This is a genomic window from Weissella sp. ESL1177, from assembly GCF_058107185.1.
Genome location: NZ_CM176591.1, coordinates 1779825 through 1801461, shown reverse-complemented (window position 1 = coordinate 1801461; position 21637 = coordinate 1779825). Strand labels below are relative to the sequence as shown.

Sequence of the window (21637 nt, the reverse complement as noted above, 5' to 3'; positions counted from 1 at the left end):
CTATACAATAGGGATTGGCACATCAGTCGTTATGACCAGCTAAAAAGGGCGTCGATCTATCAATTTGAAATTGGTAGATTGACGTCCTTAAATGTATTCCAAAAGACCGAAACCTTGCTATAACAATCGGCTTCAGAACGCCTTTTGTTTCTCTCTGTTTATTGACTTTATATTAATTATAAACTAACCCACCATCAACTAAGATTGCTTGACCAGTAATGTAGTCAGAATCTTCAGAAGCTAAGAAGTGAACAAGGTTGGCAACATCAGTTGGTGTCTCATAACGTCCCAAAGCAATTTCACCAGAGAACTTTGCAAATGGCTCACCTGGCTTCAATGAAGGATCGGCCTTGACCATTTCGACATCAATACGATCCCACATCTTTGTCTTCGCAACACCAGGGCAGTATGCATTGACAGTGATGTGCTTTGAAGCTAATTCTTTAGCAGCAACATGTGTAAATGCCTTAACTGCATGCTTTGAAGCTGAGTAGGTACCCAAAACTTCATAAGCTTCATGTCCAGCAATTGAACAAGCGTTGATAATCTTACCAGGTGTTCCCTGCTTGATAAATTGTTCAGCCGCTGCTTGTGTCCCATAAACCGTTCCAAACACATTAATCTTAAAAGTGCGCTCAAGCTCATCTTCATCAATCTTCAAGAACGGCGTAACAGCTTCAACACCAGCGTTATTAACAAAAACATTTAATTGACCAAACTTGTCAACAGCTGCAGCCACTAATGCTTCTTGATCTGCCTTTTTAGAAACATCCCCCACGAAGCTAGCAACTTCACCAAATGCCTTTAATTCTGTCTCAGTCTTAGTCAAAGCATCTTGGTTAATATCATGAATCATGACACTAAACCCATCTTTAAGTAATCGTTCAGCGATACCTTTACCTAATCCCCCAGCTGATCCAGTAACTACGGCAACCTTCTTTGACATAATCATACCTCCCAAGTATAAACCAATATAGAAACAACATTATGTTAGCGCTTCCACAATTCCATTGTAACGCTTTCTTTTTCTTTAAGACACACTTTTTTCATATTTACTCGCATTTTTTTGAAATAAAATAAAAGGGTCTGAGACATCAGTCGTTATGATCAGCTGAAAAAGGCGCTAATCTATCAATTTTGATTGGTAGATTAGCGCCTTTAAACGCGTTTCAAAAGACTGAAGCCTTTTGTCACACTCTCATTATCATCAAATGATTTCATTAATAATGTTCCGATAGTCTGTCACTGGTTTGATAAATTCTTGATATGACTGTTGTGATAGATACGTAAAACTTGGCCAGAAACGATCATCAACCATAAACTTCAGCGCATTCACTGTTGATTCCCAAAGTTTTTCTGCCTCCTCTGGTTGATCATTTAACGTTAATTTAACAACTTCTGTCAATTTTTTAACAAAAGTAAAATAACTACCAAAATCAGGCAACGTACATACTTCAATAAAATGAAGTGTCTTTGCAACTGTCTCTTGATCCCCATTTTCCAAGGCCAATAATAATAATTGGAAGTTTAACAAACCAACATTCCAAACTGCTGCTGGCAAAAAGTTATCCATTTCGACCAAACCATAGCCTTCTAGTGAGGCGATTTGTTGTACCTGATCAGACATTTTTTTAACCATTGTTTTGACCGTACTATACTGCTCATGACGAATAATATTAGCAAATAATAACATATCCGTCGATGAGTATGAATCACGATGATCTAAAATTTTAACAATGGTTGGTCGTGCAATCTCCACTAAACGATAGCGTTGTGCAAAATTAACGACTTGGGCATTGATTGCACGAACGACATTTAATAACAAACGTGTGTCTTGTGTTTCCTCAAATAATGATAATACTTGATACACCATGTCTTCATTAGGTGTTTGTGTATACGAATTTGGATCTAGTCCTAATTCTTTAATCGTTGAATCAACCAATTCCGGTTGTGTTAAATAAATGTGCAATAACAATTCGTCATATGAAACCCCAATTGTACTCAGTAAATTCACAAATGTTGTTGCACTAACACGACCATTTCCTTTTAGATAGTCATATAAACGTGATCTTGAAATATCGACAGATTTTAAAATAATTGGAATGGAAATATTACGTTTCTTAATAAAATGTATTAACGCATTTCGAACTGCTTCAGCAGGGACGCGATTTTTACCCATGATAAATTATTCCTCCACCACTTGTTGTATTGCGTACTATTATAACGCGAATTAGTCAATCAATAGTAAAACTTGTCTATTTTTATCTATTATTTATCAGACGGTTTTAATTGTCACGATGATAAACTGTCTTCGTATCAAAAAAATCATTCAAAACAACATTTTGCCCAGTCATCGTTTCATGTAACCGAATACCATCTACATTTATCCGCGCGTTGCGATAATAATCATCTGTCAACTGACCCCAAGAAGTTTGTGATGCATCAACATTATCAAAAATATGAAAACCAACGCTCTTCAGATAAGTGTATTTTTCATTATCATTCGTATAATTAGTGAAAGAACCAATGTCTGCACCAAATGGATAGATTAGCACAGGGGTTTTACCAACAATTGGTTGTACTTCTTGCTGCCAAAGCTTTGTATCCGCTTTGATATTGTCGATATTTGATTCTGTCATATTAATATGTCCCCATGAATGGGATGCAAACTGCCAACCTTCTTTTTTCATCGCATCAGCGACTTTTGTTGCACGTTTTGCTTCTTGGTGTGTCTTTTTTGTATGACCATATTGACTGACTGATGAACGATAACCTAACGTACCGTTATAACCTGTTTCAGCAACAATACCCTTTGACCCACCATAAGAAAAATCAGGATGTTTTTTAATAAATGTATCAATAATTGGCACCATATCATAGTCGCCAATCTTTTTTTGACCATTTACGGTATATTGATTTTTAACAGCACCATTTTTATTCAGTAATAATTTATCGGCAAACCCAGAATCTTTCATATACTCATAGTAATTAACATCATCCTGAGAAATAATTAGTGGTTTTTTCCCTACTGGTAACTGAATTGGTTTAAATTTTAACTTGCCTTGCTGATTAATCGAAATAATATCCTTAAAATTAATTAACACATAGCCTCTATCATATAACTGACTAAGCATTGGCTTAAACTCATCAATTGTAACCATGTAATCTTTATACCCTTGAGCTTGTTTAGATGAAAATGCCTGCTTAGGATCAACAATTAATGAATGATAAAAAAGATGTGAAATCTTTGTTGGGTCATCCCACGTGACCAATTTTGATTGTTGGTTATTGATATTCTTTTTTAGCTGATTGACGGTTGCACCTTTATGCCCAGATAGCAGCGCTTTTGCTTTTTTATATTGATATTGTTGACTTAATATTTTTGCCTGTTTCACTGCTTTAGACGTATGACTATCATTTTTTTCAGCCCTCACATCATCATTGATATCCCCGTAAAGACCTAAACTTGCCCCTAAAACCAGTCCGATGAAAAGATTCGTCTTTTTTATTTTCAACACGTCTATCCCCCTGTAACTTATATGAATATTAAATACCAAGTTAGGCCCATTTTATATCTTGTAATCAGAAAAATACAATTATTTGCATTACCTTAGCCATTTAAAAGCGATCACATAAAAAAAGAGTGACCAGAATCACCCTTTTAAAAAAATTATTTTCACATCATGGCAGTTTTACCTATTCAGATTTATTTCAAATAAGCAACTGGTTTTTGTACGTCAATCTTGGTACCTTGATATTTATCTTTCACATATTTTTGAATCGCCGGTTCATGATAAAGTTTGACTAATTTTTGATAAGTCTGTTTATCTTTATGCGAAACATCAGCTGCTGTCGCTAAAATATTAACATTTTGACGGGTGCTTTGATTGATTTTCTCATGATAAAGTGAATCTTTCAGCACATTAAGGTGTCCTTCTAAGGCGACAGTATTTGAAATTAATGCAGCATCAACACTATTCAAGACACGTGGACCAGTTGTATCATCAATCTTTTTAAATTTTAACTGACGCGGATTTGATACGATGTCATCCACATTGCCCAATGAGTTAAAACCTGCTTTCAATTTGATCAACCCCGCATCTTGTAATAATAACAACCCGCGTGCGGTATTTGCTGGATTATCTGCAATAGCAATAGTTGCCCCAGTCCCAATATCTTTGATTGACTGATACTTATCTGAATATATGCCCATTGGCTCTAAGTAAGTGGTTCCTAACACGGTTAACTGATGTTTCGGATTTTCGTGATTATAAGCCTCATAATATGCATACGATTGAAAAGCATTAACATTCACATTATGCTCTGACGTTGCATTATTCATTTGCACACCATCGTTGATCTGCTTCACATGAATTTTCAAATTAAGCGCCTTAGCTTCTTTACTTTTGGCAATATATTGCCAAACTTGATAATCACTTCCCATTGATCCGACTGTGATTTGATCAGGCGCATTCGCTATTTTGTAAGTATTGACCACATGTAAGCCAACCGCAACAACACCAAGTATCACGAAGCTGCTGATTAATATCAACCAATTTTTTAACTTCACTTTTTAGCCTCCCTTATGTCGATGCCTAAATATGAATTGTTTGCCATCAAAATCGTTCAACTCTACGGGCAATCCAGTCACCAATGATTTGTGTCATAAATACCAACACTAAAATCACTAATAATGCCGCAATCGTTACATCATTCTCAAAACGGGCATAGCCAACACTAATCGCAATATCACCAAGACCCCCTGATCCAATCGCACCTGCCATTGTTGTCAACCCAAGCAAACTAATAATCGTAACAACTGAAACACGAATAATATCAGGCAAACACTCTCGTAAATAAATACGAAAAATAATTTCAGCAGTACTCGATCCCATGGCTTGGGCAGCTTCAATGACTGATGGTTCAATACTTAATAATGCATTTTGAATTTGGCGCGCATAAAACGGGAAAATACCAATAATTAATGGCACTAAGGCAGCTGGTGTCCCAACCGTCGTGCCAACAATGTACTTTGTGACTGGTGCAATAACTGCTAGTAAAATAATAAATGGTATTGATCGTAATAAGTTAACGACTTTATCTAAAAAAAGATAAAATGGTGGGTCAGCATCAATACCACCTGGTTGCGTCACAACAAGGAAAATGCCTGTTCCAAGCCCCAACACACCTGCAATCAATGCTGACCAGAACGTCATATATAGTGTTTCCCAAGTGGATTGAACAAATTGTGGCCAGATACTAACAACGTTTGGAAACAAATTAGCTAACATAAATTTCTCCTTTCGCCTGTGGTACATCAGAAAAATCAGTGACCTTGACACCTGCTCCCTCTAAATAGCGCAACACTTGATCAAATTGATCACTTGGGGTTGATAAAATAACTAACATGTACCCTAATGATAATTGCGCAACTTTTTGTACGTTGGCAAAAATAATATTAGCCTTCACACCATACTGAATAGCTAATTCTGAAATAACTGACTCACTAGTTGCTTGACTAGAAAATCTTAAATATAATAGGTGTTCATTCGGTTGCAATTTCTCTACTAGTTTATCTTCTATGATTTGTTGGCGCATTTCAGTCACATTTGCTGCCGACTCAACAAATTTTTTTGTTAGTGGTTGTTGTGGATTCGTAAATAATTCACCAACTGAACCACGTTCAATAATTTGCCCTTTTTCTATCACGGCAACTTCCTGACAAATTGACTTAATGACTTGCATTTCATGCGTAATCAAAACAATAGTGAGCCCCAATTGATCGTTCAGTTTCTTCAATAATTTTAAAATCGCTTCAGTTGTTTGCGGATCCAAAGCACTGGTTGCCTCATCACTAATTAAAATATCTGGGTCATTTGCCAAAGCACGGGCAATGGCAACACGTTGTTTTTGCCCACCTGATAATTCGTCTGGATATGATTGTGCATATTCCTCTAATCCCACTAATTGCAACAACTTTAAAGCCTTAGCCTCACGATCTTTGCGTGATATTTTTTGACTCAATAACGGATATGCAACATTGTTTAAAACTGTACGTGAACGTAGCAAATTAAAATGTTGAAAAATCATACCAATCTTTTGTCTAACACTACGCAACTTTTTATCAGTTAATTGTTGTAAATTTTTGCCAGACACCATGACCTGACCACTGGTAGGCCGTTGTAATAAATTAATCACTCGTACCAAAGTACTTTTACCAGCACCTGAATAACCAATAATGCCATAGATGCTGCCTTTTTTTACTTGTAATGAGACATTATCTACAGCTGTTACTAATTCATCGTTTCGCTTAAAAGTTACCTTGATATCTTGCAAATCAATCGCAATATCCGTTACACCCATTGCATGCTCCTCCCTTTATTTTCTTTTTCTGTAGTACTGATAATAAAAAAGACGATTTATCAACTAAAGTGCATTCCACCATCAATTAACAATGATTGACCAGTAATATAGGCTGCACTCGGTGAAGCAAACCAAGCAATAATTTCTGCAACATCTTCAGCAGTTGCCTCACGACCTAAACCAATTTCCGTTAAACAATTGGCTTGTTGTTGCGGAACAGAAATTCCTTTAATTTGAGCCGTTTTCGCATCAATTGCATCACGTAATGGGGTGCGGACAATACCAGGACAATATGCATTAACCGTAATTTGATCAGGTGCCAATTCCTTTGCAGCAGCTTGCGTTAAGCCCCGAACACCAAATTTGGAAGCTGAGTAAGCACTCTGTAAGGCTGATGCCTCAATACCAGCAAGTGAAGCAGCATTAATAATGCGACCACCATGACCTTGTTGTTTAAATTTCTTGGCAGCAGCCTGAATGCCCCAATAAGTGCCTTTCAGATTAACATCAAACAATCTAGTAATTTTTTCTGGATCTGAATCAATCACTGAATCAATAAAAGCAATACCAGCATTATTTATGAATACCGCTAATTCACCAAAATCATTGACCGCTTCATCGACTAGGTGAAAGACAGCTTGACGATCGGCAACATCCAATACATAAGCCTTTGCCTCAAAACCTTGATCACGTAAATTTTGAACAACTTTTGTCACGGTTTGTTGATTAATATCGGCGGCTGCAATATTAAAGCCATCCTTTGCTAAACGATAAGCAGCTGCTTCACCGATTCCTTGACCTGCCCCTGTAATAATTGCTGTTTTTCTCATGTGTATATCTCCTTTTCAATCTCATTTTTATACTAAATTAAAACCCCCACTTCTGTGTTATACAGAAGTGAGGGCATCACGTTACCATTCTGATTTGTTTGTCGATTACTCAGACAAACCTCATTAACCGAAATATAGGTAAATTTTGCCTATATTTCGGTTTGTCCAATAACGGAGACAACCCGAACAATGCTAACATTATTGCTCACATTGCTTAATCATCGGCCATTTTTCGTTTACTAACACAATTACGACTCTCAACAGTTATCGTTTCTCTGTAAATTTGTTTTGTAACTACTTTCCGAATCACATTATTTTACTTATTGCTTAATAAAAAAATCCTTAGGAAAGATATCTTTCCTAAGGACGTTTTGAACGCGGTACCACCTTAATTCCTGGTAAAAACCAGCTTATTATGTTGCCATAATTAACTTGATATTGGTAGTCAACCATCGACAGCTCACTGACGCTCGCCAATCTTTCGCTCAAAGACCATCTTCAAATTGCTTAGCTACTTGTTCACACCCATCACAAGCTCTCTGAGAACGCCACAATTTTACTCATCTCTTCATCGCTTTTTAATCTTATTTTAATCTGGTGTAAATTTTAAACTCATTAATTTGAGATGTCAAGATTAAATATATCCGTATTAAGTGTTTTTAAACGAAAAAATGGTGGCGTATCTTATCTCTCATCATGCGCATTAATATCACGTATAATAAAAAAATCTAAACTGTACATTTGGTCTAATCTGCCGCTAAAAAAAAGAGCGAGTAATCTAACCACTTTAAGTTGGTAAATTGCTTGCTCCTAAAATGGGTTACAAAAAATTGCAATTAAAGCTGTTTTTTGTCTCACGCCCTTTGATTATTTATTTAAATAATACTACTCTTGCTCATTGTCATCATTTTCTGCACGACGTTGTAATTCAACAACTTCTGCTGGTTGTTGACCATCGGTTGATGAATTTGGTAAGTCTGTCGTTGTTTCTTCTTCGTCAGCTGACTCCGGTATAATATGCTCAACTTTCGCAAATGTTGCAACTGAAGAATCATCATCCAAACGAATGACACGAACACCTTGTGTCGCACGCCCCGTTTCAGAAATTGAATCAACTGTGAAACGGATCATAACACCTTTATTCGTTGTCAACATAATATCTTCGCTACCATCAACAACCTTCAAACCAGCTAATGGCCCATTCTTTTCAGTCACTTGTGCAGTCTTGATACCTTTACCACCACGACCCTTAATTGGGTATTGGTCAACGGGCGTTTGCTTACCATAACCTTTTTCAGTAATAATTAGCACGCGTCCATCCTTGGTCAATACTTGTGCACTAACGACATAATCTGATGGACGCAATGTAATACCACGAACACCAGCAGCAGAACGACCCATTGAACGAACCGCTTCACTATTGAATGATACTGCGTAACCACCATGGGTACCAATAATAATGTTTTGATCACCATCAGTAACCAAGACATTAATTAATTGATCATCATCACGTAAGTTAATTGCCTTCAAACCATGAGCACGGATATTACCAAATTCATTAACTGGTGTCCGTTTTACAACACCTTGACGAGTTGTAAAGAATAGATAATCTTCACTTTCACTGGCATCACCACGAACGTTGATAACGGTTTGAACACTCTCACCAGCTTCAATGCCTAGTAAGTTAACAACCGGGATTCCTTTCGCTGTACGACCATATTCTGGTATCTCATAACCCTTCATCTTGTAAACTTTACCTGAATTCGTAAAGAACAATAATGTATCATGTGTTGATGTCCCAATTAATTCATCGATAAAGTCATCATCATTGACCCCCATACCTTGAATACCACGACCACCACGATTTTGTGCACGGAATTCTGTTTGTGCCATTCGCTTAATGTAGCCAGCATGTGTCAATGAAACAATAATGTCTTCTTCTTCAATTAAGTCTTCATCTTCAATACTTGTTACATCACCAATTTGCAATTCTGTTCGACGATCATCGCCATATTTCGATTGCACTTCGAGTAACTCAGTATAGATAATTTCATCAATTCGTTCAGGTTTAGCTAGAATATCTTGGAAATCGGCAATTGATGCTAACAATCCTTGGTACTCATTTTCAATCTTATCGCGTTCCAAACCAGTCAAACGAACCAGACGCATGTCTAGAATGGCCTGTGCTTGTTTATCTGATAAAGCATAATCGGACATCAACTTCTGCTTAGCAATTTCTGAAGTCTCTGAACTACGAATAATATGAATAATCGCATCAATATGATCTAAAGCAATCCGTAATCCTTCAAGAATATGAGCACGTGCTTGCGCTTTACGTAAATCAAATTCTGTACGACGACGAACAACCTTTTGCTGGTGTTCTAGATAAGCAACCAACATATCCTTTAATCCCAAAAGTTTTGGTCGGCCATCTTGCACCGCCAACATATTGAAACTAAAACTTGTTTGCATCAACGTGTTCTTGTACAGATTATTTAAAACAACAGATGCCGAAACATCGCGACGAATCTCGATTGCAATTCGCGTTCCTTCTTGATCGGATTCATCATTGACACCAGTAATTCCTTCAATGCGTTTATCACGACCTAATTCAGCAATGCGTTCAATTAACTTGGCCTTATTGACCATATAAGGTAGTTCAGTCACAATAATGTGTTCTTTACCAGATTTTTCAGTTTCAATTTCAGTCTTTGCTCGGACTGTAACAACACCCTTACCCGTTTCATAAGCTTTACGAATACCGGATTTTCCCATCACAATAGCACCTGTTGGAAAATCTGGTCCCGGAATTGCTTCCATCAATTCCGTTGTGGTAATATCTGGATTCTTCATCAACATATGAAGACCGGAAATAACTTCGCCTAAATTATGTGGTGGAATATTAGTTGCCATTCCAACCGCAATACCATTCGCACCATTGACTAGTAGATTAGGAAAACGAGCTGGTAAAACAACCGGTTCACGATCAGTACCATCATAGTTATCTTGAAAATCAATCGTATCCTTGTTGATATCACGTAACATTTCGGTCGCAATTTTACTTAAACGCGCTTCAGTATAACGCATGGCAGCAGCTGGATCACCATCAACTGATCCAAAGTTACCATGTCCATCAACCAACATATAACGATACGAAAAGTCTTGCGCCATACGCACCATAGAATCATAAATTGCCGAATCCCCATGTGGATGGTACTTTCCCATAACATCCCCAACAATACGGGCTGACTTTTTATGTTGCTTATCTGGTGTTACCCCTAATTCATTCATGCCATATAAAATACGACGATGAACTGGTTTCAACCCATCTCGTACATCTGGTAACGCACGTGCCACAATAACTGACATGGCATAATCCAAGAAAGATGTTCGCATTTGCTCACCAAGTTTAGCGGGCTTAATACGGCTGTTTTTTTGTTCTTCTTCAGCCATTTGACTTCCTTTCTCTTACTTTAAGTGTTAACACGTCGATAATACTAAACGTCTAGTTCTGCGTATTGGGCATTGTCTTCAATGAACTTACGACGTGGTTCAACCTTATCACCCATCAACATTGAAAATACCATATCTGCTTCAACGGCATCATCCATTTCAACACGTAACAAACGACGAACTGATGGATCCATTGTTGTTTCCCATAATTGACTAGCATCCATTTCACCAAGTCCCTTGTATCGTTGAATAACTGGTTTTGGTGAAGCTGGCAAAGTTGGTAATAATGCTTCCAATTCTTCATCAGCATCTAAATACTTAATAAACTTACCTTGGCGTACTTGATATAGCGGTGGTTGGGCAATATAAATATAACCTGCTTCTAATAGTGGACGCATGTAACGATAAATTAAAGTTAATAATAGCGTTCGAATATGCGCACCATCGACATCGGCATCAGTCATAATAATTAATTTATGATATTTTGCTTTTGTTACATCAAATTCTGAACCAAATCCAGTCCCCATTGCTGTAAATAATGACCGGATCTCATCATTGGCTAAAATCTTTTCCATTGATGCTTTCTCAACGTTCAAGATTTTTCCACGGATTGGTAAGATAGCTTGCGTTAGCCGTTCACGTCCTTGCTTAGCCGAACCACCAGCAGAATCGCCCTCGACAATAAATAATTCTGAAATTTCTGGATCTTTTGAGGTATTATCTGCAAGCTTTCCTGGTAAATTAGCAATTTCTAGTCCTGACTTCTTACGTGTTGCTTCACGCGCACGCTTTGCAGCTAAACGAGCCTTTCCAGCTAGAATCCCCTTTTCAACAATTTGCTTTGCAGTTGTTGGATTTTCCATCATAAAACGAGCAAACGTATCTGAAAACATGCGATCAACTGCTGTTCGAGCATCAGAATTACCTAATTTCGTCTTTGTTTGACCCTCAAACTGTGGATCCGGATGCTTAACTGAAACAATCGCTGTTAATCCTTCACGAACATCATCTCCAGAAAGTGCATCATCATTGTCTTTTAATATTTTATTTTTACGTGCATAGTCATTGATAACACGTGTCAAAGCTGATTTAAAGCCAGTTTCGTGTGTACCACCTTCATATGTGTGAATATTATTTGTAAATGACAATAAATTACTGTGGAAATCATCCGTATATTGTAGTGATACTTCTACAGCAATATCATTTTCCATACCTTCAACATAGATTGGTTCATTGAAAATCACATCTTTATTGACATTCAAGAAATCAACGTATTCTTTGATACCACCCTCGTAGTGGAATGATTCAACAATTGGCTCCTCTGGACGCATATCAGTAATTGAAATGCGAAGTCCCTTATTCAAAAACGCCAATTCACGGACACGATTCATCAATGTCTTATAGTCAAATTTGGTTGTTTCACGAAAGATATCTGGATCTGGTGAAAAATGAACAATTGTTCCACGTGAAACAGGCTCATTCTCAATTGAAACTTGATGCATTTCTGTCTTTACGTGACCACGTTCAAAGTCCATTGCATAACCTTTACCGTCACGTACAACTAGAACATCTAAAGTTGTTGATAGCGCATTAACAACCGAAGCACCAACACCGTGTAACCCACCAGAAACTTTATATCCGCCGCCACCGAATTTACCACCAGCATGTAGAATTGTAAAAACTGTTTCTAAAGCTGGCTTACCAGTTTTTGCTTGAATATCGACTGGGATACCACGACCGTTATCAATAACAGTAATTGAGTTATCTTTTTCAATGGTTACTGTAATATGATCAGCAAACCCTGCTAGGGCTTCATCAATACCATTATCGACAATTTCCCACACTAAATGGTGTAGTCCTTGACTTGATGTCGATCCAATATACATACCCGGACGCTTACGAACAGCTTCCAATCCTTCCAAAACTTGAATTTGACTGGCATCGTAATCATCTGCTTGTGTATGCATTTGTGATACATCTTCTTCAGCCATGTTTCCCTCCTTAAACTTAACAACTAGTAATTTTCGCTAGTATTTTCTACTGCAACATTTTCATCTACCACTAAATGTCCTGAATTGACATGGAATATTTTGGGTTCATGTATCAACTGACGTGCGACATCACTTAATGACGGTGTCGTAATAAATGTTTGAACCTTATCTTGCATAGCAGCTAACAAATGGGTTTGACGACTACTATCTAATTCAGAAAGCACATCATCCAATAGTAATATTGGATATTCGCCCGTTTCTTCTTTCATTAGATCAATCTCTGCTAACTTCACCGCCAATGCAGTTGTTCGTTGTTGTCCTTGTGAACCAAAATTAGCAACATCATGCCCATTCACATCAAAACGCAAATCATCTCGATGAGGTCCTAATAATGTCGTCCCTATCATCATTTCACGTTCAACTAATCGTTCAAAGCGTGCGAACATTGCTTGTTTAACAGTTGCCACATCTTTTAGTGCCTCTGTTTCAAGTTGTGAAACATAATGAACATGTAATTGTTCATTATCTTGCGTAATTGCCGCTTGAATTGGTTGTGCTGCCGCATCTAATTTTTCAATGAGTGTCACTCGCCGCATGATTAATTCACTTGCAAAATTAATCAATTGTTCCGTTAGAACATCTAAATATAATTTGTCAGTTGCTTGTTTACTTTGTAACTGTTTCAGATAACGATTACGTTGTTTCAATACTTCTTTATACTGATTAGCTGTGTATAAATATTTCGCACTCATTTGGCTAAATTCACGATCAATAAAATTACGACGTACGGTTGGTGCACCTTTTACTAAATCCAAATCCTCAGGTGCAAATAAAATCACATTTAATTGGCCAATATAGTTCGCTAATTTTGCTTGATCTAAATGATTGATTCGTGCTTTTTTACCTTTATTTGTGAATTTTAATGATAGTGGTACATCACTATATTGTCGTGCAACAGTCCCTGCAACCAATGCTTCTTTTGCTTGCCAACTAATTAATTCTTTATCAGTTGATGTGCGGTGTGACCGTGTTAAAGCTAAAACATAGATGGCTTCCAGTAAATTGGTTTTGCCTTGCGCATTCGGTCCTAAAAAGACATTGACACCCGATGAAAAAGTGACATCTAATTTTTCATAGTTCCGAAAGTTGTTTAGTTTTAACGACAATAATTCCATTAGTTTGTACTAGCACCTGTTCCATTAATAACGAAACGTTCACCAGATGGGACAGCAACCACGTCTCCTGGATATAGTTTCCGACCACGACGATCATCAGGTTCTTCATTGACTAAGACCGTATTTTCATGTAAATACCACTTTGCCTGACCACCAGTTGCAATAATGCTCTCTTCTTTTAACAATTGCCCTAACGTTATAAAGGGTGCTTGAATTTGCACTTCTGTTGCCAATATTCCATCCTCTCTACCGCTTGTTAAAACGGCTTTTACTCGGTTCCATATTGCTTATATTATACGCCTTTTTTTACCTTTCCACAATCTTATTAAGGCGTCATAGCCTGTCTCAGGTTGTTTAACCTAATTTAAATAAAAAAGCCGAAAAATACTGTTTTGTCGTCAAATAGCATTTTTCGGCTTTTTAAATGTTTTAGTAAGTTCTAACTGGTGTAATTAATTGGATGAAATTTGTCTCATTATTGGTTGGCACTAATGTAAATGGATCTAATGCTGTCTTAAATCCGATTTGAATTTGCTCATCACCAAATGAACGTAATGCTTCACGCATATAATCAGGATTAAATGAAATAGTTAAATCATCCCCGGCTGTTTCAGCAGCAAAAATTTGCTCTTCAACGCGACCGACTTCAGGTGAGTTTGATGAAATCAATGATTTATCACTATTAATTGTAAATTGGATAACATTTGAACGACCTTCATGACTTAACAAAGCTGCACGTTCGATCGTTTGTAGTAAATCACGTGCATTAATCGTCAACGTTGTTCTTTTTTCTGTTGGAATTAAACGTGATGCATCAGGATAATTACCTTCTAACAAGCGTGAATAGAAAGTTGTGTTCTCCCCTAATTGAAAAATAACTTGATTTTCAGCAACACGAACGTCAACTTTTTCAACTTCATCCAACATTGCTTGTAATTGGTTTAGTGATGTTCCTGGCACAATAATGTCTGCATTAACATCAGAATCATCGAAACCAACAGTACGTTGTGCAAGACGATGACGATCAGTTGCAACAGCTGTTAAATTACCACTTGCCAAAATAAAATGAACACCTGTCAAAATTGGTTGGCTAAGTTGTTTTGAAACCGCAATCACAGTTTGTCCAATAATTTCATTTAATGTGTCTGCAGATAATGTCAAATTATTACGAACTTCAATTTCTGGTAAATGTGGATAATTATTCGCATCTTGCCCATTAATATCAAATTCTGCATTTTCAGACGTAATTTTTGTTTGTAAACCTGCTGAATTTGTTAATTTAAAGTTTTCGCCTGGTAGTCGTTTGACAATATTTGAAAAAAAGGTTGCTGGTAAAACAATGGCTCCTGAATCAACAATTTGTAATTTTGCTTCATCATCATTAACTGGAATTAAGATTTCAATTGAAATATCAGTGTTTGATCCTGTTAATGTTAGGCCGGTTTCATCAAGAACTAATTTGATTCCCTTTAAGATTGTCATTGATGTTCGTGATGAAATAGCCCGGTTAACATTATTCATTGCTTTGATAAAAGCTGCTCGATTAATAGTAAATTCCATAAGATCTCCTCAATGTACAAAAACATAATTATGAAATGCGTTCTGCCTTACTTAATTATAAATAAAAAGATAATAATAATAATAAGGGGTGTGGAAGTTGTGGATAACTCAAACCTATACCATTATACCAATTATTGGTCTATGTATATAAATCTGTGGATAACTAGCTAATGATTAGTGAATTATTCACAAGGCACTTTCTTACCCATTGCTCAATTCTTCACGAATATTTTGCACTTGTTCAGCTAGAATACTATCATTTTCGATGGCATTCTCAATTTTTTCCGTAGAATGCATAACAGTCGTATGATCTTTACCACCAAATGCACGGCCAATCTGTGGTAAAGAATCCTGTGTTAATTCGCGAGCGATATACATTGCGATTTGACGTGGGACAACAATTTCTTTATTACGCTTTTTCCCGTTTAAATCTTGGACAGTGACATTAAAGAAATTAGCAACAGCTTCTTGGATCAATGGAATCGTGATGGCTCGTTGTCGCTTGAAATTCATTGTTTCCAATATAGTACGCGCTGTTTCAACGGTAATTGGCACATTTGAAAAACGCATTTTTCCAACAACTTGATTGAAGACACCTTCTAGATCACGAACGTTGGTATCAACGGCTGCTGCAATTTCATCAATGACATCATTTGGGATGCTTAGATTTTCTAAATCAGATTTATTTCTTAAAATAGCAACACGTGTTGGTAGATCAGGTTTTGTGATATTAGCAGAATAACCTTGACCAAAACGGGTGACTAATCGCATTTCTAGACCAGGAATTTCTTTTGGTAATTTATCAGATGTTAAAACGATTTGATGATTTTCACGTGTAATGGCATTGAATGTATTGAAAAACTCTTCTTGGATTTTTTCTTTACCAGCTAAGAATTGTACATCGTCTACCATTAGTAAGTCAGTTGATCGATATTCACGCTTGAAGGCTTCAGTTTCTTTCTGACCACGACGCAATGCTTCAGTAAAATCATTGATAAAGTCCTCAGTCGTAATGAATTTGACGTTAGCATTTGGTGTGCGTTCAAGCACTTTATTACCAATAGCCTGCATCAAGTGCGTTTTTCCTAAACCAACACCACCATAAATGAGTAAAGGATTCCATTGTGTTCCTGGCTTATCGGCAACGGCTTGTGCAACAGCATAAGCTTCGCGATTTTCGTCAGAAGAAACAAATGTTTCAAATCGAAATTCTGGATTTAAAATCGATTGCGTCACAAATTCAGAAGCTAAATTGGCTTTACCTTGTTGTGTTAGCTGTTCATCATCATCTGGTAAATCGAATAACGTCGTTGGTGTTGGTGAAACATATGTGACAGAAGGAATAATGAAGGTTGGTTTACCAGTTAAGTTCAGTGTGGCAGTCATTGCTGCTTGCATGAATGCTTGATAATATGAACTACTTGCATTTAACCATTCAGTTGCGACTTGTTCGTATGCCGTTGTTAACTGTAAGGTTACCGTATTATTTTCATTTTCAACCAGTTGCAACGGTTTCAATGTATCAACATAGTTTGTGTATGAAAAGCCTTGTGAAATTGAATTCCGGAGCTCTTCTTTAATGGCATTCCAAAGTTGGATAGGATCCATTTGGTAACCTCCTTAAAAAATTAATTTATCTTTTTGTGGGTTTTCCACAGGACGTTTGCTGAATCTATTTTCTATAGATAGCACAATTCGACAAAGTTCATTTTATCAGCAAGTGAATAAGTTTTCCACAAGGAATATGCCTATTATATCAATGTTTTCGCCTCATTAAGTAACATTTTGGTAGATTCACAGGCTGTGGAAATCTTAATTTAAGTTATCAACTGGATGTAAAACAAAATAATGACCCAATTCTGGAAAGTGTGGATAACTTAGGGGAAAAGTGAGAAATTTACAAGCAATTGTTAACAACAGAATGTTGATAGTACAGTTTTTAAAATAGTTATCCACATATCCACAGGGTATGTGTTAGAAGGTTTTCCCAATATGTGGAACATGTGGAAAAACTGTGGATTGTGGGGAAAACTCACCTAACACTCTGTTAGATTACCTCTTTTTATTAACATAACGCTCTGTTAGTTTTTGGAAAACTTCTTTAAAAAAAAGGTGCTTCTAAATATAAAGTTTTTTTTAAGGAAAATATTAATCACGCATTATCCGCAATTTAAAATACATAAAGATTATCTAAATGACTTAATTTTCTTGATTTGACGTATCGGTAATGGTACAATTGGATACGAATTGTGGTTTGGCCATGCCAACCGCAGGCCAAATCTAACTACGAATGGGAGGTGTATTCATATGAAGCGTACATACCAACCTAAGAAGCGTCACCGTGAACGTGTGCATGGTTTCCGTAAGCGCATGAGCACTAGCAACGGTCGCAAGGTGCTAGCACGTCGCCGCCAAAAGGGCCGCAAGGTATTGTCAGCCTAATTAGGTCAGGCCTTCTATTAGGATTACTGATAATGATCGCGCATGAGTCGGCTATTTGGGCCGATTCATGCGTTTTCTTTTGTCGTGAAAAAGTTTGGAGCAAAAACAAATGCGTAAGAGTTACCGTGTAAAAAAAGAAGCTGATTTTCAACTAGTTTTTGAGCAGCATCACTCGGTCGCAAATAAAATGTTTATTGTTTACACAATGAGGCGTGAACAACCAACCCACTTTCGTTTAGGGATTTCAATTTCTAAGAAAGTTGGTTTGCGTGGTCATGAGCGTGTGTGGGTAAAGCGTCGTATTCGACAAAGTGTTTTGGAATTCAAACCCAAAATGCGTTCGGATATTGATATCCTTGTGATAGCGCGACCAGCAGCACATGATCAAGACATGGCGATCATTAAAAAGAATTTAGAACACGTTTTTAAATTGGCAAATGTTTTTGTCGATGATGAAGCGGAATAAAAACTACTATATATGGAGAGAACGAATGCAGACTGCTAAAAAAATGTTTACCATGCGTTCGGCTATTACTGCAATTGTTGCGTTGTTGATCATGATAGTTGCGGCCGTCATGTATGATGGGCATGTTACAGGAAATGGTTTTTGGCGTGGTATAATTATCGCTAATTTTTCACGTTCAATATTGGGTGTATCAGCCTGGTTTGGCAATAACTATGGTTTTGGTATTATTATTTTTACGTTATTGATTCGGTTATTGATTTTACCGTTGATGGTTTATCAAACTGGTTCAACGCGTAAGATGCAAGAGATTGCACCTGAATTAAAAAAATTACAACAAAAGTATTCAAGTCGTGATCCTGAAACAATGCAGGCAATGCAAGCTGAACAAAAGAAGTTATATCAGGAAGCTGGTGTTAATCCGTTTGCCAGTTTTATCCCACTGCTTGTCCAAATGCCAATCTTAATTGCGCTATATACGGCTATTCGAACAACGAAAGTATTGGAAACAGGCACATTTTTCTGGGTACAGCTGGGTGAGCGTGACCCTTACTTTATTTTGCCAATCTTGGCCGCCCTATTTACCTTTGCGTCATCATATTTGATTATGATGGGTCAACCAGAAAAAAATGGTATGACAACGTCAATGACATATGTCATGCCGATCATGATTTTTATCTTTGCGATCTCAGTACCTTCTGCCTTGTCACTTTACTGGGTGATTTCAAATGCATTCCAAGTTGCCCAAACGTGGACGATTCAAAATCCATTTGAGATTCGACGAGAGCGTGCAGCAAAGAAAGAAGCTGAACGTGCTAAAGAGCGTGCTATTCGTAAAGCGGTCCGTCGCCATAAGCGTTAATATAAGTTATCTAAAATAGCAGTCTACGAAATCATTCGTGACTGTTTTTTTGTTTGGTCATCTTAATCTATTTTTAATTTAGCACCTCTATGGTTAGAATTATGGTAAAATTAAGCATTAATAATATTATGTGTAAGGAGCGTACCCATGAAAACATTTCGTGAATTAATGTCTTGGGTTATTCCAATTCTGTTAGGATTACTTATCGCTTTTGGGATAAGGTCTGTTTGGTTTACCATGGTTCGAGTTGATGGTGCGTCAATGGAACCAAATCTAACCAATAACGAACGCGTCTTTGTTTTTAGAACTGATAAATTAAAAACAGAGACGATTCACCGTGGTAGTGTCATCGTATTTGATGCTCATGGTGAAGATCCAACAGCAACTGAAAGTAAGGACTATGTAAAACGTGTTATTGGATTGCCTGGTGATACGGTTAGTGCTGTTGACGGTGTTCTAAAAGTCAACGGAAAAGTTGTTGATCAAAAATATATTTCTGAATCTGAACAATTAGCAACCAATACAGTCAATCAAGTTGGTAATTGGCAATCACTTAAGCAATTAGGTAATCGTCAAGGTTGGACAGGTCAAAAAACGGTTAAAGTGCCAGCTGGTAAATACTTTGTGTTAGGTGATCATCGAACAGTTTCTAATGATTCTCGTTATTGGGGATTTGTCGATAATAATAAAGTGCTTGGGGTTGTTAAAGTGCCATTCTGGGGAAATACAACTAAGAAACAAAATATTAATACGGCTTGGAAATCATATTTTGAATAAGTAAAATTGAAATTAGAAAAATAAGAGGTTGGAACATGTTTTTTTGTTCCAACCTCTTATTTTGTGAAAACAACAGTTATTTTTAACGTCTTAACACGGTGACGATTAATAATCGTGCCATTTTAAACAGTGTATACTAAGGGTGAATGGAGGTACTGTTATGCAATTAGGATTAAAGGCTAGTACGAATAAACGTCAAATTGATGATCGACTACAATATCATCCTGATGTCTTTGAATTTCATTTAACGGATCAAGATTTTACAACTGATGGTTGGAAACACTTTTTAAAGATGGTCTCATATGTTAATGATCAAGTGCCTCACATCGTTTTTCATCATCCTATGAAATGGCACAATCAACGTTGTGAGCTATATACGAATCCAGCAGTAAACCCAAATCTGTATCAATTTGTTATTCAAAGTGCAGCACGTTTAATAAAATTGGCAGCACAAACCAATAGCTATGCCCTAGTGCATGGCGCTTATAAGTCTGCTATGAGTGATATTACAAATCAGTGGCCAACGATTGCACTCGCTCAAGATGCCGTTTTTCATGAAATGGATCGGTTAAGAGAAATTGCGCCCGAACATGTTGTTTTTGAAAATGGTATCTCACCAGTTTACGGATATGGTGATCCTGAAATAGAGAATCGAATCGTTCAAGCGAACTTCCCCTTGGCATTTGATATTAGTCATGCGTTCATTACCGTTCATGCTGATAATGATGCACTGATAGCAAGCTTACGACACCTGAAGCCGCAAGTGAAACACTATCATTTGGTTGATTCGATGGGAAAAGATCATGATAGTCTACCATTAGGCAAAGGACGAGTGGATTGGCAGCGCGTTATTGATGAGATAAATCCGTCAGCTAGTTGCATCTATGAAATTAACTTAGCAGATCAATGGCATTGCCAAGAGATGATTGCCAGTCATCAATACTTAACACATATTGTTTGCGAACACCAAAGCGCATTAAAATAAGTAATTTTCGTTATCATCTCACAGAAATTAACAGTAGAAATAATATGAGTTTCTATTACTAATTTCTAGGAGAAATTTTTTTATGCGGGACGCAACCCTCTCATTAAAAATTCGGCTGCTTCTTGACTAACACGAGTCACATCGATCGTATAGTTCGTAGAAAAAATTAACGGTGCAAGATAACTACCAATGGTTCCTAGAATATATTGGCATGTTCGACTGATCTGCCAATTAACGATTTGACCCTGTTGTTGATAGTATTCAAAAATTATGCTTAATTTCTCCAAGTTCAAATTAGAAATATTTTTGATAATTTGTTGGCGAATTTTGTCATTAGTCATTGATTCACGAATCAAAATACGAATTTGTGGCAAATTATTAATAAAAAATTGTAGTCGATTTTGAATGATATTTTGTAAAAATTCTTGAAAGTGAGGAACTTTTAGTTTTGTTAGTTCATTGATAAATTCATTTGCAACATTAGGCATCACTTCATTAATGATTGAATCAATCACAACTTGTAATAATTTTTTTTTGGTCTTAAATTGTTTATAAACGGTGCCTTCTGCGACACCAGCTAACTTGGCAATATCACTAGTACTCGTATTTTCAAAGCCTTTTTCAGAAAATAGCATCAAACATGCTTGCAAAACGGCTTTTTGTTTATCAGAAATATTCATTTCAGTCAGGCTTTTATTAAATAGTGTTGAAATATTGTTAGTCATAAATAATTTAA

General features: G+C 36.8%; 19 protein-coding genes and 1 other annotated feature. Of the genes, 5 read left to right on the top strand and 14 right to left on the bottom strand.

What is annotated here, in order from left to right:
- Positions 1-172: 172 nt before the first annotated feature.
- The 13 genes from AC3B5D_RS08775 to dnaA all read right to left on the bottom strand — a co-directional run bounded on the left by AC3B5D_RS08775 (position 173) and on the right by dnaA (position 16980).
- Positions 173-946: an acetoin reductase gene (locus AC3B5D_RS08775; protein ID WP_489840398.1), complete on the bottom strand. Its 774-nt coding sequence runs from the start codon at positions 944-946 to the stop codon at positions 173-175.
- 261 nt (positions 947-1207) lie between these two features.
- Positions 1208-2179 carry a helix-turn-helix domain-containing protein gene (locus AC3B5D_RS08770; RefSeq protein ID WP_489840399.1) on the bottom strand — a complete coding sequence of 324 codons (972 nt, stop codon included), beginning with the start codon at positions 2177-2179 and terminating at the stop codon, positions 1208-1210.
- A 106-nt stretch (positions 2180-2285) separates the two neighbouring features.
- Complete coding sequence (locus AC3B5D_RS08765) at positions 2286-3518, bottom strand: polysaccharide deacetylase family protein (protein WP_489840400.1); 1233 nt, start codon at positions 3516-3518, stop codon at positions 2286-2288.
- 188 nt (positions 3519-3706) lie between these two features.
- Complete coding sequence (locus AC3B5D_RS08760; RefSeq protein ID WP_489840401.1) at positions 3707-4570, bottom strand: MetQ/NlpA family ABC transporter substrate-binding protein; 864 nt, start codon at positions 4568-4570, stop codon at positions 3707-3709.
- 46 nt (positions 4571-4616) lie between these two features.
- Positions 4617-5291, bottom strand: a complete 675-nt coding sequence (locus AC3B5D_RS08755; protein ID WP_489840402.1) for a methionine ABC transporter permease — start codon at positions 5289-5291, stop codon at positions 4617-4619.
- Entirely contained in the window at positions 5281-6363 is a 1083-nt protein-coding gene (locus tag AC3B5D_RS08750) for a methionine ABC transporter ATP-binding protein (protein ID WP_489840403.1), read from the bottom strand. The genes AC3B5D_RS08755 and AC3B5D_RS08750 overlap by 11 nt, the downstream gene beginning before the upstream one ends.
- Before the next feature lie 59 nt (positions 6364-6422).
- Positions 6423-7193: an acetoin reductase gene (locus AC3B5D_RS08745; protein WP_489840404.1), complete on the bottom strand. Its 771-nt coding sequence runs from the start codon at positions 7191-7193 to the stop codon at positions 6423-6425.
- 359 nt (positions 7194-7552) lie between these two features.
- Positions 7553-7774, bottom strand: a binding site (T-box leader).
- Between the two features lie 304 nt (positions 7775-8078).
- A complete protein-coding gene (gene gyrA, locus AC3B5D_RS08740; RefSeq protein ID WP_489840405.1) occupies positions 8079-10646 on the bottom strand; it encodes a DNA gyrase subunit A in 2568 nt (855 codons plus the stop codon).
- A 44-nt stretch (positions 10647-10690) separates the two neighbouring features.
- The gene (gyrB, locus tag AC3B5D_RS08735; RefSeq protein WP_489840406.1) at positions 10691-12637 is read right to left on the bottom strand and encodes a DNA topoisomerase (ATP-hydrolyzing) subunit B; all 1947 of its coding nucleotides are present in this window, start codon (positions 12635-12637) and stop codon (positions 10691-10693) included.
- Positions 12638-12660: 23 nt separating this feature from the next.
- Positions 12661-13812: a DNA replication/repair protein RecF gene (gene recF / locus AC3B5D_RS08730; RefSeq protein WP_489840407.1), complete on the bottom strand. Its 1152-nt coding sequence runs from the start codon at positions 13810-13812 to the stop codon at positions 12661-12663.
- Positions 13812-14045 carry a S4 domain-containing protein YaaA gene (gene yaaA / locus AC3B5D_RS08725; RefSeq protein WP_489840408.1) on the bottom strand — a complete coding sequence of 78 codons (234 nt, stop codon included), beginning with the start codon at positions 14043-14045 and terminating at the stop codon, positions 13812-13814. The genes recF and yaaA overlap by 1 nt, the downstream gene beginning before the upstream one ends.
- A gap of 196 nt (positions 14046-14241) precedes the next feature.
- On the bottom strand, positions 14242-15372 hold the full coding sequence (dnaN, locus tag AC3B5D_RS08720) for a DNA polymerase III subunit beta (RefSeq protein ID WP_489840409.1): 1131 nt from the start codon (positions 15370-15372) through the stop codon (positions 14242-14244).
- Between the two features lie 201 nt (positions 15373-15573).
- Entirely contained in the window at positions 15574-16980 is a 1407-nt protein-coding gene (dnaA, locus tag AC3B5D_RS08715) for a chromosomal replication initiator protein DnaA (protein ID WP_489840410.1), read from the bottom strand.
- 699 nt (positions 16981-17679) lie between these two features.
- Between dnaA and rpmH the strand changes: the two genes are divergently transcribed.
- The 5 genes from rpmH to AC3B5D_RS08690 all read left to right on the top strand — a co-directional run bounded on the left by rpmH (position 17680) and on the right by AC3B5D_RS08690 (position 20901).
- On the top strand, positions 17680-17814 hold the full coding sequence (gene rpmH / locus AC3B5D_RS08710) for a 50S ribosomal protein L34 (RefSeq protein WP_002828338.1): 135 nt from the start codon (positions 17680-17682) through the stop codon (positions 17812-17814).
- 109 nt (positions 17815-17923) lie between these two features.
- Positions 17924-18280, top strand: coding sequence for a ribonuclease P protein component (gene rnpA / locus AC3B5D_RS08705; RefSeq protein WP_489840411.1), 357 nt, complete (start codon positions 17924-17926; stop codon positions 18278-18280).
- Positions 18281-18305: 25 nt separating this feature from the next.
- A complete protein-coding gene (locus AC3B5D_RS08700; protein WP_489840412.1) occupies positions 18306-19139 on the top strand; it encodes a YidC/Oxa1 family membrane protein insertase in 834 nt (277 codons plus the stop codon).
- 147 nt (positions 19140-19286) lie between these two features.
- Positions 19287-19916 (top strand): signal peptidase I, encoded by a 630-nt coding sequence (gene lepB, locus AC3B5D_RS08695; RefSeq protein ID WP_489840413.1) that lies wholly within the window; start codon positions 19287-19289, stop codon positions 19914-19916.
- 160 nt (positions 19917-20076) lie between these two features.
- On the top strand, positions 20077-20901 hold the full coding sequence (locus tag AC3B5D_RS08690) for a sugar phosphate isomerase/epimerase family protein (RefSeq protein WP_489840414.1): 825 nt from the start codon (positions 20077-20079) through the stop codon (positions 20899-20901).
- An 80-nt stretch (positions 20902-20981) separates the two neighbouring features.
- On the opposite strand, the gene AC3B5D_RS08685 is transcribed toward AC3B5D_RS08690, so the two are convergent.
- A complete protein-coding gene (locus tag AC3B5D_RS08685) occupies positions 20982-21626 on the bottom strand; it encodes a TetR/AcrR family transcriptional regulator (protein ID WP_489840415.1) in 645 nt (214 codons plus the stop codon).
- Positions 21627-21637 lie beyond the last annotated feature (11 nt).